The sequence below is a fragment of the Massilia sp. TWP1-3-3 genome (assembly GCF_049897805.1).
In the GTDB taxonomy this organism is placed as follows: Bacteria; Pseudomonadota; Gammaproteobacteria; order Burkholderiales; family Burkholderiaceae_D; genus Telluria_A.
On sequence record NZ_JAFCWX010000002.1, the window covers coordinates 80,901 to 96,013 of the forward strand.

15 protein-coding genes are annotated in these 15,113 nt (G+C 66.4%); 2 read left to right on the forward strand and 13 right to left on the reverse strand.

Features of this window, described 5'->3' with window-relative positions; genetic code table 11:
- Both ACP7D4_RS02070 and ACP7D4_RS02075 read left to right on the forward strand, forming a co-directional pair.
- Positions 1-186 carry a hypothetical protein gene (locus tag ACP7D4_RS02070; RefSeq protein ID WP_426101687.1) on the forward strand — a complete coding sequence of 62 codons (186 nt, stop codon included), beginning with the start codon at positions 1-3 and terminating at the stop codon, positions 184-186.
- A gap of 436 nt (positions 187-622) precedes the next feature.
- Positions 623-1,357, forward strand: coding sequence for a helix-turn-helix domain-containing protein (locus ACP7D4_RS02075; protein ID WP_426101689.1), 735 nt, complete (start codon positions 623-625; stop codon positions 1,355-1,357).
- Positions 1,358-1,578: 221 nt separating this feature from the next.
- On the opposite strand, the gene ACP7D4_RS02080 is transcribed toward ACP7D4_RS02075, so the two are convergent.
- From ACP7D4_RS02080 to gspG, 13 genes are all read right to left on the reverse strand, one after another.
- The gene (locus tag ACP7D4_RS02080) at positions 1,579-3,828 is read right to left on the reverse strand and encodes a patatin-like phospholipase family protein (protein ID WP_426101691.1); all 2,250 of its coding nucleotides are present in this window, start codon (positions 3,826-3,828) and stop codon (positions 1,579-1,581) included.
- A 3-nt stretch (positions 3,829-3,831) separates the two neighbouring features.
- A complete protein-coding gene (locus ACP7D4_RS02085) occupies positions 3,832-4,488 on the reverse strand; it encodes a type II secretion system protein N (RefSeq protein WP_426207637.1) in 657 nt (218 codons plus the stop codon).
- A gap of 33 nt (positions 4,489-4,521) precedes the next feature.
- Positions 4,522-5,742, reverse strand: a complete 1,221-nt coding sequence (gspF, locus tag ACP7D4_RS02090; RefSeq protein WP_426207638.1) for a type II secretion system inner membrane protein GspF — start codon at positions 5,740-5,742, stop codon at positions 4,522-4,524.
- A gap of 10 nt (positions 5,743-5,752) precedes the next feature.
- Complete coding sequence (gene gspE / locus ACP7D4_RS02095; protein WP_426207639.1) at positions 5,753-7,174, reverse strand: type II secretion system ATPase GspE; 1,422 nt, start codon at positions 7,172-7,174, stop codon at positions 5,753-5,755.
- 10 nt (positions 7,175-7,184) lie between these two features.
- A complete protein-coding gene (gspD, locus tag ACP7D4_RS02100) occupies positions 7,185-9,461 on the reverse strand; it encodes a type II secretion system secretin GspD (RefSeq protein WP_426207640.1) in 2,277 nt (758 codons plus the stop codon).
- 14 nt (positions 9,462-9,475) lie between these two features.
- A complete protein-coding gene (gene gspN, locus ACP7D4_RS02105) occupies positions 9,476-10,249 on the reverse strand; it encodes a type II secretion system protein N (protein WP_426101701.1) in 774 nt (257 codons plus the stop codon).
- Positions 10,246-10,779: a type II secretion system protein GspM gene (gspM, locus tag ACP7D4_RS02110; protein ID WP_426207641.1), complete on the reverse strand. Its 534-nt coding sequence runs from the start codon at positions 10,777-10,779 to the stop codon at positions 10,246-10,248. The genes gspN and gspM overlap by 4 nt, the downstream gene beginning before the upstream one ends.
- Positions 10,776-11,993, reverse strand: a complete 1,218-nt coding sequence (gene gspL, locus ACP7D4_RS02115; RefSeq protein ID WP_426101705.1) for a type II secretion system protein GspL — start codon at positions 11,991-11,993, stop codon at positions 10,776-10,778. Before gspL ends, gspM begins: the two co-directional genes overlap by 4 nt.
- A 99-nt stretch (positions 11,994-12,092) precedes the next feature.
- The gene (gene gspK, locus ACP7D4_RS02120) at positions 12,093-13,070 is read right to left on the reverse strand and encodes a type II secretion system minor pseudopilin GspK (protein ID WP_426207642.1); all 978 of its coding nucleotides are present in this window, start codon (positions 13,068-13,070) and stop codon (positions 12,093-12,095) included.
- On the reverse strand, positions 13,070-13,684 hold the full coding sequence (locus tag ACP7D4_RS02125; protein WP_426207643.1) for a PulJ/GspJ family protein: 615 nt from the start codon (positions 13,682-13,684) through the stop codon (positions 13,070-13,072). The genes gspK and ACP7D4_RS02125 overlap by 1 nt, the downstream gene beginning before the upstream one ends.
- Positions 13,681-14,067, reverse strand: a complete 387-nt coding sequence (gene gspI, locus ACP7D4_RS02130) for a type II secretion system minor pseudopilin GspI (RefSeq protein WP_426101711.1) — start codon at positions 14,065-14,067, stop codon at positions 13,681-13,683. Before gspI ends, ACP7D4_RS02125 begins: the two co-directional genes overlap by 4 nt.
- 8 nt (positions 14,068-14,075) lie before the next feature.
- The gene (locus tag ACP7D4_RS02135) at positions 14,076-14,528 is read right to left on the reverse strand and encodes a GspH/FimT family pseudopilin (RefSeq protein ID WP_426101893.1); all 453 of its coding nucleotides are present in this window, start codon (positions 14,526-14,528) and stop codon (positions 14,076-14,078) included.
- Positions 14,529-14,618: 90 nt separating this feature from the next.
- Complete coding sequence (gene gspG, locus ACP7D4_RS02140; RefSeq protein ID WP_426101713.1) at positions 14,619-15,077, reverse strand: type II secretion system major pseudopilin GspG; 459 nt, start codon at positions 15,075-15,077, stop codon at positions 14,619-14,621.
- Between the last annotated feature and the right edge of the window lie 36 nt (positions 15,078-15,113).

Consider the following 15,113-nt stretch of genomic DNA (forward strand, 5'->3'; position numbering starts at 1 on the left):
ATGGCGAACAAGGCGCTGGCAACGCGCCAGAAGATGCGGCTGACGGCGCCGGTATCGAAGCCGCGCAATCCGGTGGCGGTGGCGGCCAAGCTGCGCGCCGCGGGGCCGCACGCCAAGGGCCCCGGGCCGGAACGCGCCGCAGCCAAGCGCGCACTCAAGAAGGCCAAGCTGGAGCCGGAAGAGTAAGCAGCGCATCGCTAAACGTCTTACTCGCGCACGCGGCTGTAGCAGAATGGGTCGCAGCGCAGCAGAGTTACATCGTCCTCGCGCACGCGGGGACCCATAGAACAGTTGCTCAGTTGAACCGTTCCATGGGTCCCCGCGTGCGCGAGGACGATGTGGGTGTAGCCGTCATCATCGCAAAACTCGCGTTCGCGAGGACGCTGTGTTCGCGCTTGCTTGAATGTGTGGGAAGTTTGTTCAGTACTGAGCAGTTGCTGCTGCGGGGATGTCGCCTGGACGATCGGCGGGCCGCCAGCGGAAGCCCTGTCGGGCTCCCGCTTTCTGGCCATCAGTGCCTAGTTTCGCCGTTCCAGCCAAAATCGGCTACTACCTTGTGCCAAGCACCGATATTCGGTACATTCGGTACTGTCTCACGCTACATTCCACCAAAAAGGCTTCCATGAGCTCACCCGAGCAAGTATTAACCGTGCTGCGCGCCGAATTGCGCGCCGCGAGCATTACCTACAAGGCGCTGGCCGAACGCATCGGCATGAGCGAATCGAGCGTCAAGCGCATGTTCGGCCAAAAGGACATGGCCTTGTCGCGCCTGGCCCAGATCTGCAAGGCGGCCGGCATCCCGATGGAAGACATCCTGCGCCGCGCGGCCGACGCCAGGCCCCACGCCGACACCCTCACCGCGGCCCAGGAAAAGTCGCTGATGGCCAATCCGCGCCTGCTGCTGGTGGCCATCTGCTGCCTTGGCCACTGGACGCTGGACCAGATCATCGAAACCTACAGCATGAGCGAGCCGGAATGCATCGGCCTGATGGTGGAACTGGACCGGCTGGGCCTGATCGAACTCAAACCCGGCAACCGCTACAGCATGCGCGTGTCGAATGCGTTCCGCTGGATCGCCGACGGCCCGGTGCAGCAGTATGTGCGCGAACATGTGGTGGGCGACTATTTCGGCGGACGCTTCGACGGCGCCGGCGAAATGCTCATGTGCCTGCCGGCGCGGCTGTCGGCGTCCAGCGCGCAAGAGCTGATCCAGAAGATCCAGCAGCTGGCCGGCGAACTGGCCCGGCTGCACCAGAACGACCGGCGGCTCGACAGCACGGAACGCGAAGGCGTCACCTTGCTGCTGGGCTTCAGGTCATGGGAGTTTGGAGCTTTTACGGCACTGCGCAGGAAGTAGGCAGCCCGGAAAAAGCGCATTGTTGATATGGCCAGTACCCCACGGCACAGTGCCGGCACGCACGCGGCTGCCGTAAAAGGGCCGGCGACCGCGTAGGTCGGAAAAGCGCAGCGCATTCCGACAGGCGCCACCGACAGAGGGGAATCGCGCGCAGCCACGCAATGCTCTGCAACACTTTCGCACGCCGGCACGAGGATGAGCGCGCAATGCAGCCGGCCTGTTTACCAGATCGGCCCCAGGAACAAATACGCCGTCTTGTTGCCATCCTTGGTCAAGCCCGCGCCCACATAGGCCGGCCCGAACCTGGTCTCGACCGACAGGAAAGCACTGACAGCCTGCTTGATCCCGCTGCCCTTGACGGCCGTTCCGGTGTCAAAGCCGCCGCCCGCCTCCAGCGAGAACCCGGCCCGCACCGTGCCGCCCAGCGTGACCGGCAAGGCCCCGACGCGGCGCGCCAGCACCATGCGGGCAAATGCGATGCTGCGTCCCTGGATCGAGTCCGGCACCGTACCCGACAAGCGCAAAAAGCCGCCCAGGCTAACGGGCGAAAAGCCATATTTTGCGTGCGCATACTCGCCATACACGTGTCCGGCCCAATTCTGCGTGCTGATCGCGCCCATTCCCACCAGCGAGGTGCGCGCCTGCGCGCCCAGATCGCTGCCGTCGCCGGAGACGCGCTCGACGCTCGCGTCGACCAGGTAGCCGCGGCTGGGAAAGCCGAGCGAGTCAAGCGTGTCTACCCGGTACTCCAGCGACTGGGTCAGCCCGGATGCGCGCAACTCCTGCGCAACTTCCAGCTCGGGAATGACGGCGCGCACGCTCTCGTTGCTGCGCCGCACACCCAGTTGCAAGTCGCCCCAGTTGCCCAGCTCGCGCCCCAAGATCATGGCCGCGGTGCGCCCGGAGTAGGCCACGCGCGCGCTGCGCCGACCCTCGGTGAAGTTATCGAACGAGGTGGAGCCGTAACCGATCGACGGCGCCGCGTACCACTGCGAGCCGGGACCGAGCGGCTGGTAAAACTGCATGCCGAAAGCGCGCTGGTCGCCCACCTGCATCACCGTGCGCAGCTCCGCGCCCCAGGCGTTGAGCGAGGTTTTGACATGCATGAACTTGAGCGCAAAACGGTTGGTGTCGTCAAAGTCGCTGGCCAGCTCCAGCCCCACCCGCAAGCGGCTGCTGGCCCATGCCGCCTCGGTCGCGCGCAGCGTCACCTGGCGCTTGCCGGCTTCGTCGTCGATCTGCACTTCAACCCGCTCCAGGTCGCCCCTGCCGTACAGCGCGTCGGCCGCGTCGCGCACCTGTTCGCGCGTGAGCTTCTGGCCGGCGGCAAGGCCGGACTGCACTTCCAGCACGCGCGGATTGATCTTGCCGCTGCTTTCAACCTTCACCCGCGCCAGCGCCACAGGCGTATCGGCCAGCGCCGGCGGCGCCAGGCGCGTGTTTTCGAACAGCGCGTACTCGGCTTCCGGCAGCGCCAGCGGCGCCAGGCGCGGCGCCATCGCGCGCGCGGCCAGTTCGCCCGCCTTGATGGCGCTGCCGACGCTGCGAAACTCCAGAAAGCCGATGCCCGCCAGCGGCGGCGCGATCAGCACGTCCTGCGCGCGCAGTTCGCGGATCGAGCGCTGCACGTTCTGCTCGGTGAGGATGTTGATCATCTGCTGCGCCACGCCAAAGGCGCTGCCCAGGTTTTTTTCGGGAGCCAGCGGCGTGCCCACGTTGACCGCAATGATGACGTCAGCCCCCATCCTGATGGCCAGGTCGACCGGCAGGTTGCGTACCAGGCCGCCATCGACGACCAGGCGTCCATTCACGCGCACCGGCGCGAACACGCCGGGCACGGCGAGCGAGGCGCGCATCGTCAAAAACAGCGGCGTGTCGACCAGGTCGACCAGCGCGCCGGTCACCAGGTCCGACGCCACCGAGCGAAATGGCAGCGTCAACTGGCTGACCGGGCGGTCGCGCGTGCCGGCCGGCAGCAGGCGCGCGATGGTGCGCTCAAGCGCGGCGTTGCCGGCCGCCGAAGGCGGCAGCGAGAGGCCCTCGCCATTCAGGCCGAATTCGATGCGTGAAGGCAGCAGCACATCTTCTTCGCGGCGCCGAAATTCAAGGTCCTCGCGCGACGGGCGGTCGGCCACGACGCGGTCCCAGTCGGTCTGGCGCGCCATCTTTTCAAGGTCGGCGATCGAGGCGCCGGCCGCGTAGGCGCCGCCCACCACGCTGCCCATGCTGGTGCCGACCACCATGTCGACCGGAATGCGCTGCTCCCGCAGCGCGCGCAGCACGCCGATATGGGCAAAGCCGCGCGCGCCCCCGCCCGAAAGCACCAGCGCCACGCGCGGACGCACCGGCGCCGCCACAACGACGACGCCTTTGTCTTGGGTGGCGATCGGGGCTTGGGCCAGCGCCGCGTGCGCGTGCAGCAGCAGCGCCAGCACGGCGGCCAATGCCGGCAGGTAGGCAGGCGTCTTCAAGGCTTACTGCGTCTGCGGCTGGCCGCCCGCATTCGGATTGCTGTAGTTGCGCGTCGGCACCGGCATCTGCACGGGCGCCGGCGGTGGCGGAACCCCGGCCGGCATCTGGCCCGGCAGGTTGGTCGGCACTTCCATCGGCTGGTTACTGTTCTGCACTTCGGGCTGCGGCATTGGTTGCGGCTGCTGCTGCTGCTGTTGCTGCTGTTGCTGCTGCTGTTGTTGCTGCTGGTTCGGGTCGCCCCCCGGCATGCCCATGCTGGCGGCGGCCTTGTCGTCGGTGGCCAGGTCGATCCGCTTCATGACGCCGCCCTCGGCCAGCATCACGTAGCGCGCATGCACTTCGCGCACGGTGACGCCGGGAGCAACTTCGCTGCCTACCTTGAGCGCCTTGGGCGGCTGGCCGTCGGCCACCAGGATGGCGGCGCTGTCGCGCCCGGCCGCGACCACGCCCGTCAAGCGGTAGTTGCTGACCGTGGCCGCCACGGCCTGGCCGCCGAACAGCGTGGCGGCGGCGTCGGGCGCCGGGTCGGGCAGGCTCGCTTCCACCAGCGCGGCCAGCGGGCGCTGCTTGGGTTTGTACAGTTCCATGACCCAGTAGGCAATCGACGCGGACAGCGCGATTACGGCAAGCAGGCTGAAAATGAGGGGCATACGCTTCATTAAAATTCCTTGTTCTTCTTGTCCGGCAAGCCGCTAGCGCACCAGCTGATTGATTTCGATAATTGGCATAAGCACGGCGAGCACGATCAGCAGCACCACCACGCCCATGGCCAGGATCAGCACCGGTTCGAGCAGGCCGGCAATGGTCAGCGTGCGCCGTTCCAGGTCTTGCTGCTGCGAATTGGCAGCCCGTTCCAGCATCGCCGGCAGTTCGCCGGTGATCTCGCCGGCGCGGATCATGTGGATCAGCATGGGCGGAAAATGCTTTTGCGCCGACAGCGCGCGCGCCAGGCTCACGCCCTCGCGCACGCTGGCGCTGGCCTGCTCGACCAGTTCGCGCATGGCGACGTTCGAAAGCGTGTCGCGGCTGGTGTCGAGCGCGCGCAAGATCGGCACGCCCGAACCGGTGGTAATGGCCAGCGTGCTGGCAAAGCGCGCCGTGTTCAGGCTGCGCTCGAACTTGCCGTAGATGGGCGCCGTCAACAGCCAGGTATGGTAGCGGCGCTTCAAGGCCGGGTTGCGCAGTGCACGCCGCCAGGCGACAAAGGCGCCCACGATAGCAATGCCCATCACGATGCCGTAGGCGCGTACGAAGTTCGATACGCCCAGCATGATCATGGTGAGCAGCGGCAGTTTTTGCTTGGTGTTGGTGAACACCGAAACGATCTGCGGCACCACGTAGGTGAGCAGGAAAATCACGATCGCAAACGCCACCACCGTCACGATGGCCGGATAGGTGAACGCCAGCTTGACCTTTTGCACCAGCGCGTTGCGCCGCTCGATATAGTCGGCCAGGCGCGTGAGTACGCGCGCCAGGTGGCCGATCTGCTCGCCGGAAGCGACCAGCGCGCGGAAGATCTCGGCAAAGTCGCGCGGGTAGCGCGACAGGGCGTCCGAGAAACTCGCGCCGCCGATCACTTCGGCCCGGATCGAGGCGATCAGGTCGCGCACATACGGACGCTCGGCCTGTTCCAGCAATGCCGTAAAAGCTTGTTCGAGCGGCAGGCCGGCTTCGAGCAGGCTGGCCAGCTGGCGCGTAAACAGCGCCAGCTCGTTTTGCGAGAGGCGCTCGCCAAAGCCGCGCCGCTTGGCCACGCCCTGCTCGTCAACCTGGGCGGCGATGGCTTCCACCGCCAGCGGCGTGAGGCCCTGCACGCGCAGGTCGGCGCGCGCGGCCCGGGCGCTGTCGGAATTGACCACCCCCTTGTGGGTGGCGCCGGCGTTGTCGACGGCTTCGTAGCGAAATGCTGGCATCGGTGTCGGCCTAGTCCTTGGTCACGCGCAGCACTTCGGCCTGCGTGGTGGTGCCGTCGCGCAGATAGCGTTCGCCGTCCTCGCGCATGGTTTTCATGCCCACCCGTTGCGCCGCGTGGCGGATGTCCGCTTCGGAAGCGCGGTTGTGGATCTTGGCGCGGATCTCATCGGTGGTCTCGAGCAGCTCGTACACCCCCACCCGCCCCTGGTAGCCGGTAAAGCCGCACTTGTCGCAGCCCACCGCATTCCAGACGTGGCCGTCGTTGGTCTTGCAATGCACGCACAATTTGCGCACCAGGCGCTGGGCCATCACGCCGAGCAGGGAGGACGAGAGCAGGAACGGTTCGATGCCCATGTCGAGCAAGCGGGTGACGGCGGCGGCGGCGTCGTTGGTGTGCAAGGTAGCGAGCACCAGGTGGCCGGTGAGCGACGCCTGGACCGCGATCTGCGCCGTTTCCAGGTCGCGGATCTCGCCGATCATGATCACGTCCGGGTCCTGGCGCAAAATGGCGCGCAGGGCCTTGGCAAAGCTCATGTCGATGCGGGCGTTGACCTGGGTCTGGCCCACGCCGATCAAGTCATACTCGATCGGGTCTTCGACCGTCAGGATGTTCGTGGTCGAGGCATTCAGGCGCGAGAGCGCCGCATACAGGGTGGTGGTCTTGCCCGAGCCGGTCGGGCCGGTGACCAGCACGATGCCGTGCGGCTGCTTGATCAGCGTGTCGAACTGCGGCAGCAAGTCCGGACTCATGCCCAGGTGCGACAGGTCCAGGCGACCGGCTTCCTTGTCGAGCAGACGCAATACGGCGCGCTCGCCATGCCCTGTGGGCAGGGTCGAGACGCGCACGTCCACGCCCTTGCCGCCCACGCGCAAGGTGATGCGCCCGTCCTGCGGCAAGCGTTTTTCGGCAATGTCGAGCTGCGCCATGATCTTGATGCGCGAGATCAGGGAGGCGTGGATGGCTTTGCGCGGGCGCACCACGTCGCGCAGCGAACCGTCGATCCGAAAGCGCACAACGGAAGTCTGCTCGAACGGCTCGATGTGAATGTCGGAGGCGCCTTCGCGCAGCGCTTGCGTGAGCAGCGCGTTGATCATCCGGATCACCGGCGCGTCGTCGGACGACTCGAGCAAGTCTTCAATCGCCGGTACGTCCTGCAGCAGCTTGGTGAGATCAAGGTCGGCGTCGAATTCGTCGGCTACCTGCGAGGCGTCGCCGCCGGCGCCGGCGTAGGCCGTGGCAATCGCCGCTTCCAGGTCGGCGCGCTCCATGGAGCGCAGCGCAATGCGCCCGAAACGGCGCGAGACTTCCGCGATCGCCGCCGGCGCCGTGGCGCCCGAGACCCACACTTCAACGGTGTGTTCGGCCTCGTCGCTGGCGCGCGCCAGCACGCCGAAGTCGCGCGCGAAAGCGTAAGGTAAAAGATTACTCATGATGCTAGCCTTACTTCTTGACTGCAGGGTCCGGGGTGACCGAGCGGTAAACGCCCGGCGGGAGCGTGGTGGTCGGCACGGTGGCTGCGGGCACGGCGCGGTAGACGCCCGGCGCCAGGGCGCCCGCGGCCGGCGCCGGCACCACCGGCACCGCGGCGCCCGGACGCACAGCCGGGCGCGCCGGTTTTGGCGGCACCGGCGCCATGGCTCCGCCCCGTGGCGGCTGGCCACCCACCAGCGGCGGCAGCACCGGCGTGCCGAAGTCCGGCATCACGATCGCATCCTGCGGCGCGGCACCCTTCTGGCCGGTCGAACGCATGTACTCGTAGCGGTCGGTCGAAATGCTGTTGCTGTCTTCCTTGCTGCGCACGATCACCGGGCGCAGGAAGATCATCAGGTTGGTCTTTTTACGGGTCCGGTTGCGGTATTTGAACAGGTTGCCAAGGATCGGGATGTCGCCCAGGCCACGCACTTTTTCTTCGCTGTCGCTGGTGTCGTCGCGAATCAGGCCGCCAATCACGATGATCTGGCCGTCGTCGGCGATCACGTTGTTTTCGATCACGCGGATATTCGTCGTCACGCCCGACGGCGAGGCGCGGGTGCTCTCGTCGACGTTCGAGGTCTCGTTGTAGATCGCCATCTTGATCGTGCCGCCTTCGGAAATCTGCGGACGCACCCTCAGCAACAGGCCGACGTCTTTGCGGTCGATGGTCTGGAACGGATTGGCGGTCTGGCCGCCCGAAGGCGTGGTGAACTGGCCGCTAATGATCGGCACGTTCTGGCCCACCTTGATGGTCGACAGTTCATTGTCGAGCGTGAGCATGTTGGGTGTCGACAGGATGTTGGCATTGCCGCCGGTTTCCAGCGCCGAGGCGACCGCGCCCAGGCCCAGCTCACCGTTGATCATCTTGAACAGGCCGATGGTCAGTCCGGCCGCAGGCGCCGGCGTGGCCGAACCGACCAGCGTCAGCAGGTTGCTGGTGCCGGCGCCGGCGAAATTCTGCAGTGCGCCGACGCGGTACTTGCTGTTGCTGGTGCCCGACAGGCCAGCCCACTGCACACCGAAGGCGGCCGCGTTGTCGGAGTTGACTTCGACAATCAGCGACTCGATGTACACCTGCGCGCGGCGCACGTCGAGCATGTCGATCACGCCGCGCATGTTGCGGTAGATGGCGTCGGGCGCGGTGATGATCAAGGTATTGGTGGAGGCGTCGGCCTGGATCCAGCCGGCGCCGCCGCCGCCGCCGCCGCCGCCCGTCTGCTGGCCGTTGCCCTGCTGGCTCATGGTCGATGGGCCAGGTCCCAGGTTGCCATTGTTGCCCTGTCCGCCTTGGGCGCCGCCGGTGGCCTGCACGCTGCCCCCGCTTGTGCCCTGCGGGGTTTGCGGCAACGCCGACGAGTCCGACGAGACCACCGCCCGCAGCGTTGCCGCCAGCTTGGTGGCGTCGGCGTTTTTCAGGTACACCACGTGCACGTTGCCCGCTTCCGAGGTCGGCTGGTCCAGCTTGGCGATCAGCGATTTGGCCAGGTTGGCGCGCGCGCGCGACGGGGCGCGCACCACCAGCGAATTGGTGCGCGGGTCGGCCACGACCGAAACGCGGCCGGAGTCGCCGCCCGGCGCCGGCTGCAGCAGTTTTTCGATCAGGGTGGCCATGTCGGACGCGATCCCGTAACGCACCGGCACGATGTCGACGTCGGCCGCGATCGGCGCGTCGAGCGCGGCGATGATCTTGGTCAGGCGACGCAAGTTGTCGGCATAGTCGGTGATCACCAGGCTGTTGTTGCCCGGGTTGGCCATGATCGAGTTGTTCGGCGAAATGAGGGGGCGCAGCACCGCCGTCAGGTTGGCCGCCGACTCGTAATTGAGGTGGTAGATCTGGGTGGCGACCTGGTCGCCGCGCGCCCCGCCCCCGCCAATGCCCACCTGGGTGGGCGAGGCTTGCAGCTTGGCTTCCGCTTCCGGCACCACCTTGGCATAGCCGTCGCCGGTGACCACCGCGTAGCCTTGCAGGCGCAGCGCGGAAGTGAGCAGATTGAAGGCTTGCGCCTTGCTGATCGACTTTTCCGACACCAGCGTCAAGGTACCCTTGACGCGCGGGTCGATGATGAAAGTCATGCCGGTGTAGTGGCCGACCGCCTTGATCACCGATTCGATGTCGGCGCCCACGAAGTTGAGCGCGGCCTGGTCTTCAGGGGCGGCCCAGACGGGGCTGGGGGCGCCGGCCACCGAGCAGCACAGCATGACGGCAAGAGCGGCACGGCGCAGCCGTGGGGAGTGGATTGTCATTGTAGTTGTCTTCATCATTTGAACTCTAACGCAGTAATTTTTTTGCCGCCCACCATTCGGCGCTGGCCCAGTAAATTCAGGAGATTGCCCAGCGTGTCTTCATATCCATCGGCTGCCTGCGCCTGTCCGGAAAAGCGAAAACGCCCCTGGTCGAGCGTTCCGGTTCCCGATAACAGCAGCGCACCGCGCACCGTTCTCAAACTTAACTGCGCCTGCTGAGCGCGCCAGTCCATGATCATTTCATAACTGCCCAGCGGCTTGATGGGCGCCATGCGCGAACCCATGTCTTCCAGCGACAGCAGCGTGCGGCCATTCACGGCCACGGTATTGGCCGCGCGCGCCAGCGCCAGCGTGCTCCACGAGAGCTTCATGCGCCCGCTCGGCGCCAGCGTGTTCATCGGCGAACCGAGGCCCACCAAGCGTTCGGCCGGCAGCAGCAGCGCGGCGGGACTGACTTGCCACTCCGACCAGCTGCCCGTCAGGTTGACCGCCTGCGACAGCGCTTCCGGATTGGCCAGCGTCATGTCGACCTGGCCGAGCAGCAGCATGGGCGAGAGCGTCCAGCTGAAACGCCCCGGCAGCAGCGGCGTGACAGCACCGTTGGCCCCGGCCGCGCCGCCCACGAAGGCCGAACCGCGCCACAGCGTACCTTGCGCGTCGCCCAGCGTCAAACGACCGCCGGTCTGGTCTTCGACGATGGTTCCCAGCCACGTGGCCGGCAAAAACACCAGCACCGTCAGCGCAACGGCAGCGGCAATCGCCAGCAACCATAGCACAGCGCGCTTCATCGGGACGCTTCACCGGTAATCTGGTGCAGCGTGACGGCGGCGTCGACCTGGCCGGCGGTGGCGCCGGCGCCGGCGCCGGCGGTCACGGCGATTTCCTGCACGTCGATCCGGTTTTCACGCCGCTGCGCGTCGATCCAGCTATACAAGCCTGCAAAGGCGACGCCGTTGAACTGGATCTTGGCAAATTCGCCGGACATCACCAGCGAGGTGGGCGCGAGCGAGCGCGCCGTCAGGCTGGCGGTGAGCGTTTCGCGCGTCATGGGCGTGACCTGCAGCACCGGCTGGCGCGCAAGTTCGCCCGCTTCGAGCGCCAGCGCCTGCATTTTGGATGCTTCCACGCGCATGGCCGGCAGTTGCGCATTGAGCCTGGCGCGCCCTTCGACCGGGGGCGCGATGAACAGCATGTAGACCAGCGCGCCTACGATGGTGGCGCCGCCGATGGTGAGATACTTGCGTTCCTGCTCGGTGCGCGCCAGCCAGTAGAGCGTGACCTGCTCGCGAAATTGCGCCATTGCGCTCACTGCGCTCATTTGCTTGCTCCTGCATTGCGAATTGTCCATACGCCGGCGACCGAGTCGTCCAGCGCCAGCTTGCGCGCGGCCAGCACCTGGCGCAGCGTCTGCGCGCTGGCCGGGTCCGCCGCGCCGGGTTTGACCTTGACCGTCAAGACGTGCTCGCGGTAAGCCATCGAGGCCAGTTCGGGGGGACGCGGCAAGTTGCGCGCCGCTTCGCCAAAGGCTGCCGCCAGCCACGTGAATTCGTCCGGCGTGACCTGGCCGGCAGCGGCCTTGGCGCGGGTGATATTCTGGCGCATCTGCGCTGCCGGGTCGCTGCTGATGACGGTCTCTTTCGGGAACGCGGCCTTGAAGGTCTGGGTCATGCCCAGCGTAATAGCCTGCGCTTCGCGCTTCAGGCGCATGTACTGCACGTTCAGGCCGATCAGGTTGACCACGACGGCAAGCAGCGCAATGCGCAACGGCCAGCGCCATTTCTTCCAGTCGCGCACCTGGGCGCCGGCCGCGCCCAGACCGGGCACCAGGTCCAGGTGGGTGCTTTTCGAGCCGGCGATCCAGTGCGCCCAGTGTTCGGCTTCGACGTGGATGCCGGGGCCCGCTTCGGCCACCAGCGCCTGGTATTCGCCCAGTTCTTCAGTTTCAACGTACAAATTGAGCGGCGAGTCGCCGGCCAGCGCGCGCGCCGTTTGCAGCGCCATGGCCGGCGTGCCCGCCACCGCCAAACCCAGGCCGGCGTACAGGCCATGGCGCAGCGTGATGCCGTTGGCGTCGATCGCGCCCGAAACGTTGCCGGGCGCGAGCGGCAGGCACAGTTGCGAGGGCAAGGCGGACACGCTGCGCGCGCCCATCGCCAGCAAGCCCTTGACGATCGCCTCGAGCCAGGCGCGCTGCGCCACGGCCACGGTGCGCATGCCGTCGTCCAGCTGGGCGGGAGCGGCCACCAGCACGCAGTCTTCCGGGTCGCCCAGCACCTGTTCTTCGACCAGATTGGGGAGCGCCGCCTTCAGGCGCGCCGCCGACAGCGGCGGCGTTTTGACGTGCAGCAGCGTGACGTCGGGCGCGGCCAGCAGCAGCACCACGCGGCGGCTGGCGGCGACCACGTCGCCCATGCTGCGCAGCGCGCCTGCGCCCTGCTGCATCACGGCGCCGCCGTCGGCCACCAGCGCAAAGCGCGCAAGTGCGCCTTCGCTGTCGGCGCGGGCTGGGAGGCGGATATATAAAGTAGTCAAACAGTCTCGCTTTCGTTCTTGGTTTTGCCGCTCTTATTCTTGCCGCTCAGTCTTGCCGTTCAGTCTTGCCGTTCCTGCCCTCCGTACCAAGTCACGAACCTAGTTTTGCCTGACCCACTCGATGATGGTCGCATTGGGCGCCGTCAGCTGGCGGTTGATCAGCGATTCGGCGTCCAGCGCGGCGCGGTCCAGGCGCACGCGCGAGCGCACCAGGAACCACTCGCTCTTGACGTCATACAGCGTTTGAGACGGGTAATTCGTCTGCGGCACCCCGAACAGCTGCGCCGTAAAATCGGCCGGCGTGCGGTAGTCCGCCTGCTTGCGGCGCGCCACCAGCGCGTTCGCCTGCGCCACCGAAAAGCCACTGACCAGCGCCGAAATCACTTCGGCCGGCGCCGTATTCACATTGATCGTGGTGCCCCCGGCCGGCAGCACCACCGCCACTTCACGCAGCTTGTTGACGTCGGCCAGCGTGTAGCCGGGAATGGCCAGCAAGTCTTCGATCCGCGTAAGACCGAGCGGCACAATGGAGCGCGCCGCCGGCTGGGACGCGCCGGACGTCACCGGTCCCGGCGGCGAGCCGTCGGCCACCGCCTGCGCGGTCTTTTGCGCCAGCGTTGGATTGACTTGCACGTTTTCGAGCAGGCGCTTGTACAGCGCCACCTGGGCAAGATCAATCTGGGTGCCTTGCGCCAAATTGTTGAGATTGTAACGCGCCGTGGCGTCCAGAACGCGCCCTTGCAGCGTGGCGTCGGATTTTTCGCTCTCGAGACGCTCTTTTTCGACGTAGTCGTCCAGCTTGGTTTCTTCGAGCGGGGTGTTCCAGATCGATAGCAGCGATGTGTACGCGGGCCGCTGCAAGCCTTCCTCGCGCAGCAACATGCGTGAAAAATCGATCCCGCCGCGCAAAATCCACTTGGTCTGCAGTTGCAGGCGCTGGTTTTCCATCGAGCGCACCTGCACCTGCTGCATCCAGAACAGGCTGGCGACAATCGTCACCGCCAGCGTGGTGAGCAGCAGCGCGGTGATGATCGCCACGCCGCGCTGGCGCTTTTGAGCAGTCGGGAAAGCGCGCATCATGCCCCTCCCAGCAGGAAGTTCTTGACCATCAGCGAAGGCACGTCCTTGAGCTCGAAGCCGACCTGCAGGCCGGTCGGCGGCACGTTGGCGCCGCCGTTGCCGCCGGCCGGGCCCGGCATGACCCAGCGCCCTCCGACGAAAGTCTGCACCATCATCCGGTTCACGCCGGACTGCAGCACCACCGGCTGGGCCGTGTCGAGCTTGGTGGTGGCGGCCTTCCACAGAACGTCGAGCTGCATCAGGTCGCGCGTGGCGGCCGATTCGCGCCGGTCAAGCACGCCGTCGTGCACGCGGTAAGTCACCACCGCGAGGCGCGTGGGCTCGTTTTCCAGTTCGATCATGCGCACCAGCGACATGCTTTCAATGTCGGCCAGCAGTGCGGTGCGGCTTTGCAGCGTGGCGGGCGAGGCGATATGTTCGGCGTCGCTCTGCATCTGGGCAAAGGCGAGCTGCATGCCGCGCGTCGATTCGATTTCGGCCGACAGCGCAATGCGGGCGCGCACGATGGAATCGAGCCCGCGCCAGCCCAGCACCGCGACGATGGCCAGGATGCTGATGGCAACGAGCAGTTCGATCAGCGTAAAGCCGCGCCGGTTCGCCTGGCGCGTCATGGCTGCGGCACCAGCTGCACCAGCTTGATGATGCGGCGATTCGGGTCGGCCAGGTCGTAGACGCTGACCTCGGCGCGGCGAAAGCGGGGATTGGGCGTGGGCAGGATCTCTTCCTGGCACACCAGCTTGAGGTAGCCCTGCGGGCATTCGGTGGTGCGCTTGCCCAGTTGCGGATAGACCTTGTCCAGCCGAATCTGGACCTGGCGGTTCTCGGCCGACCAGGTGGCCATCATGGTGGCGCGCAAGCCCGCGCTGTTCGAGGTCAAGCTGCCGACCGCGCGCAGCGAGGCGCCCAGCGCGGTGCCGACGATGACGAGCGCAACGAGCACTTCGAGCAGGGTGAAGCCACGTGAAGGACGTGAAGGACGCATAGGCAGTTTCATGGTTCGCTTCATTCGACGACAAAGTGGCCGATGCCGTCGGCGCGGATGGCGACGCTGTCCTCGCCGATGGCCATGGTCAGCACGAACGGTTTGTCGACCGGTTCGCGCCCGAAGGTGATGCGCATCGGGTTGCCGCTGCCGGCCGACGCCGGATCGATCAGCAGCCTGACCGGGCCGCCCTTGAAGGGGCGCTCGCGCAGCAAATCGTCGCGGGTGACGGGATCCCAGCTGCCCTCGTTGCGCACCAAAAAGCGGTAGGCCTCGCCGTCCGCTTCAAAGGCAACCAGGCGGTTGCGCACGATGGCTTCGTCGCGCGCCAGCTGCAGGAGCAGCGCGATGCGGCGGGCCTCGCCCTGCAGGTTCTGGCGCGGGCTGGGCATGGCATTGAAGGAGACCATGCCGAGCGTGATCCCGATGATGGCCAGCACAACCATCAGCTCGACCAGCGTAAAGCCGCGGATGGCGCGGCTTGGCGCAGTGCCTGCCTTAGTGCCTGCCTCGGTGGCTGCCTTCGTGACTGCCTTCACATGCGCTCCCGGCTCAAGGCCAGCTTAATCCCACGAATTGATGTCGGCGTCGTCGCCGGCGCCGCCAGGCTGGCCGTCCGCGCCCAGCGAGAACAGGTCGATCTCGCCGTGCAGGCCGGGCGCCATGTACTGGAACGGGTTGCCCCATGGATCTTTTGGCAGTTTGTCGACGTAGCCGCCGCCCTTCCACCCGTTGGCGGCCGGGCCGCTGGTGGGCTTGGCGATCAGCGCCTGCAAGCCTTGCTCGGTGGTGGGGTAGCGCTGGTTGTCCAGCTTGTAGAGCTTGAGGGCCTGCATCAATTGGCCGATGTCGCTCTTGGCCGCGGTAACGCGCGCCTGGTGCGGCTTGTCCATCAGCTTGGGCACGACCAGCGCGCCCAGAATGCCGATGATGACGACCACGACCATGATTTCAATAAGGGTGAAGCCGCGCTGCAGCAAGTTGGTGCTGCGCATGGAGCGGCGGTGCGAGACGATGTGCATAGTTGATCAGTAGTCTAAATAGTTGAACGCAGAGTA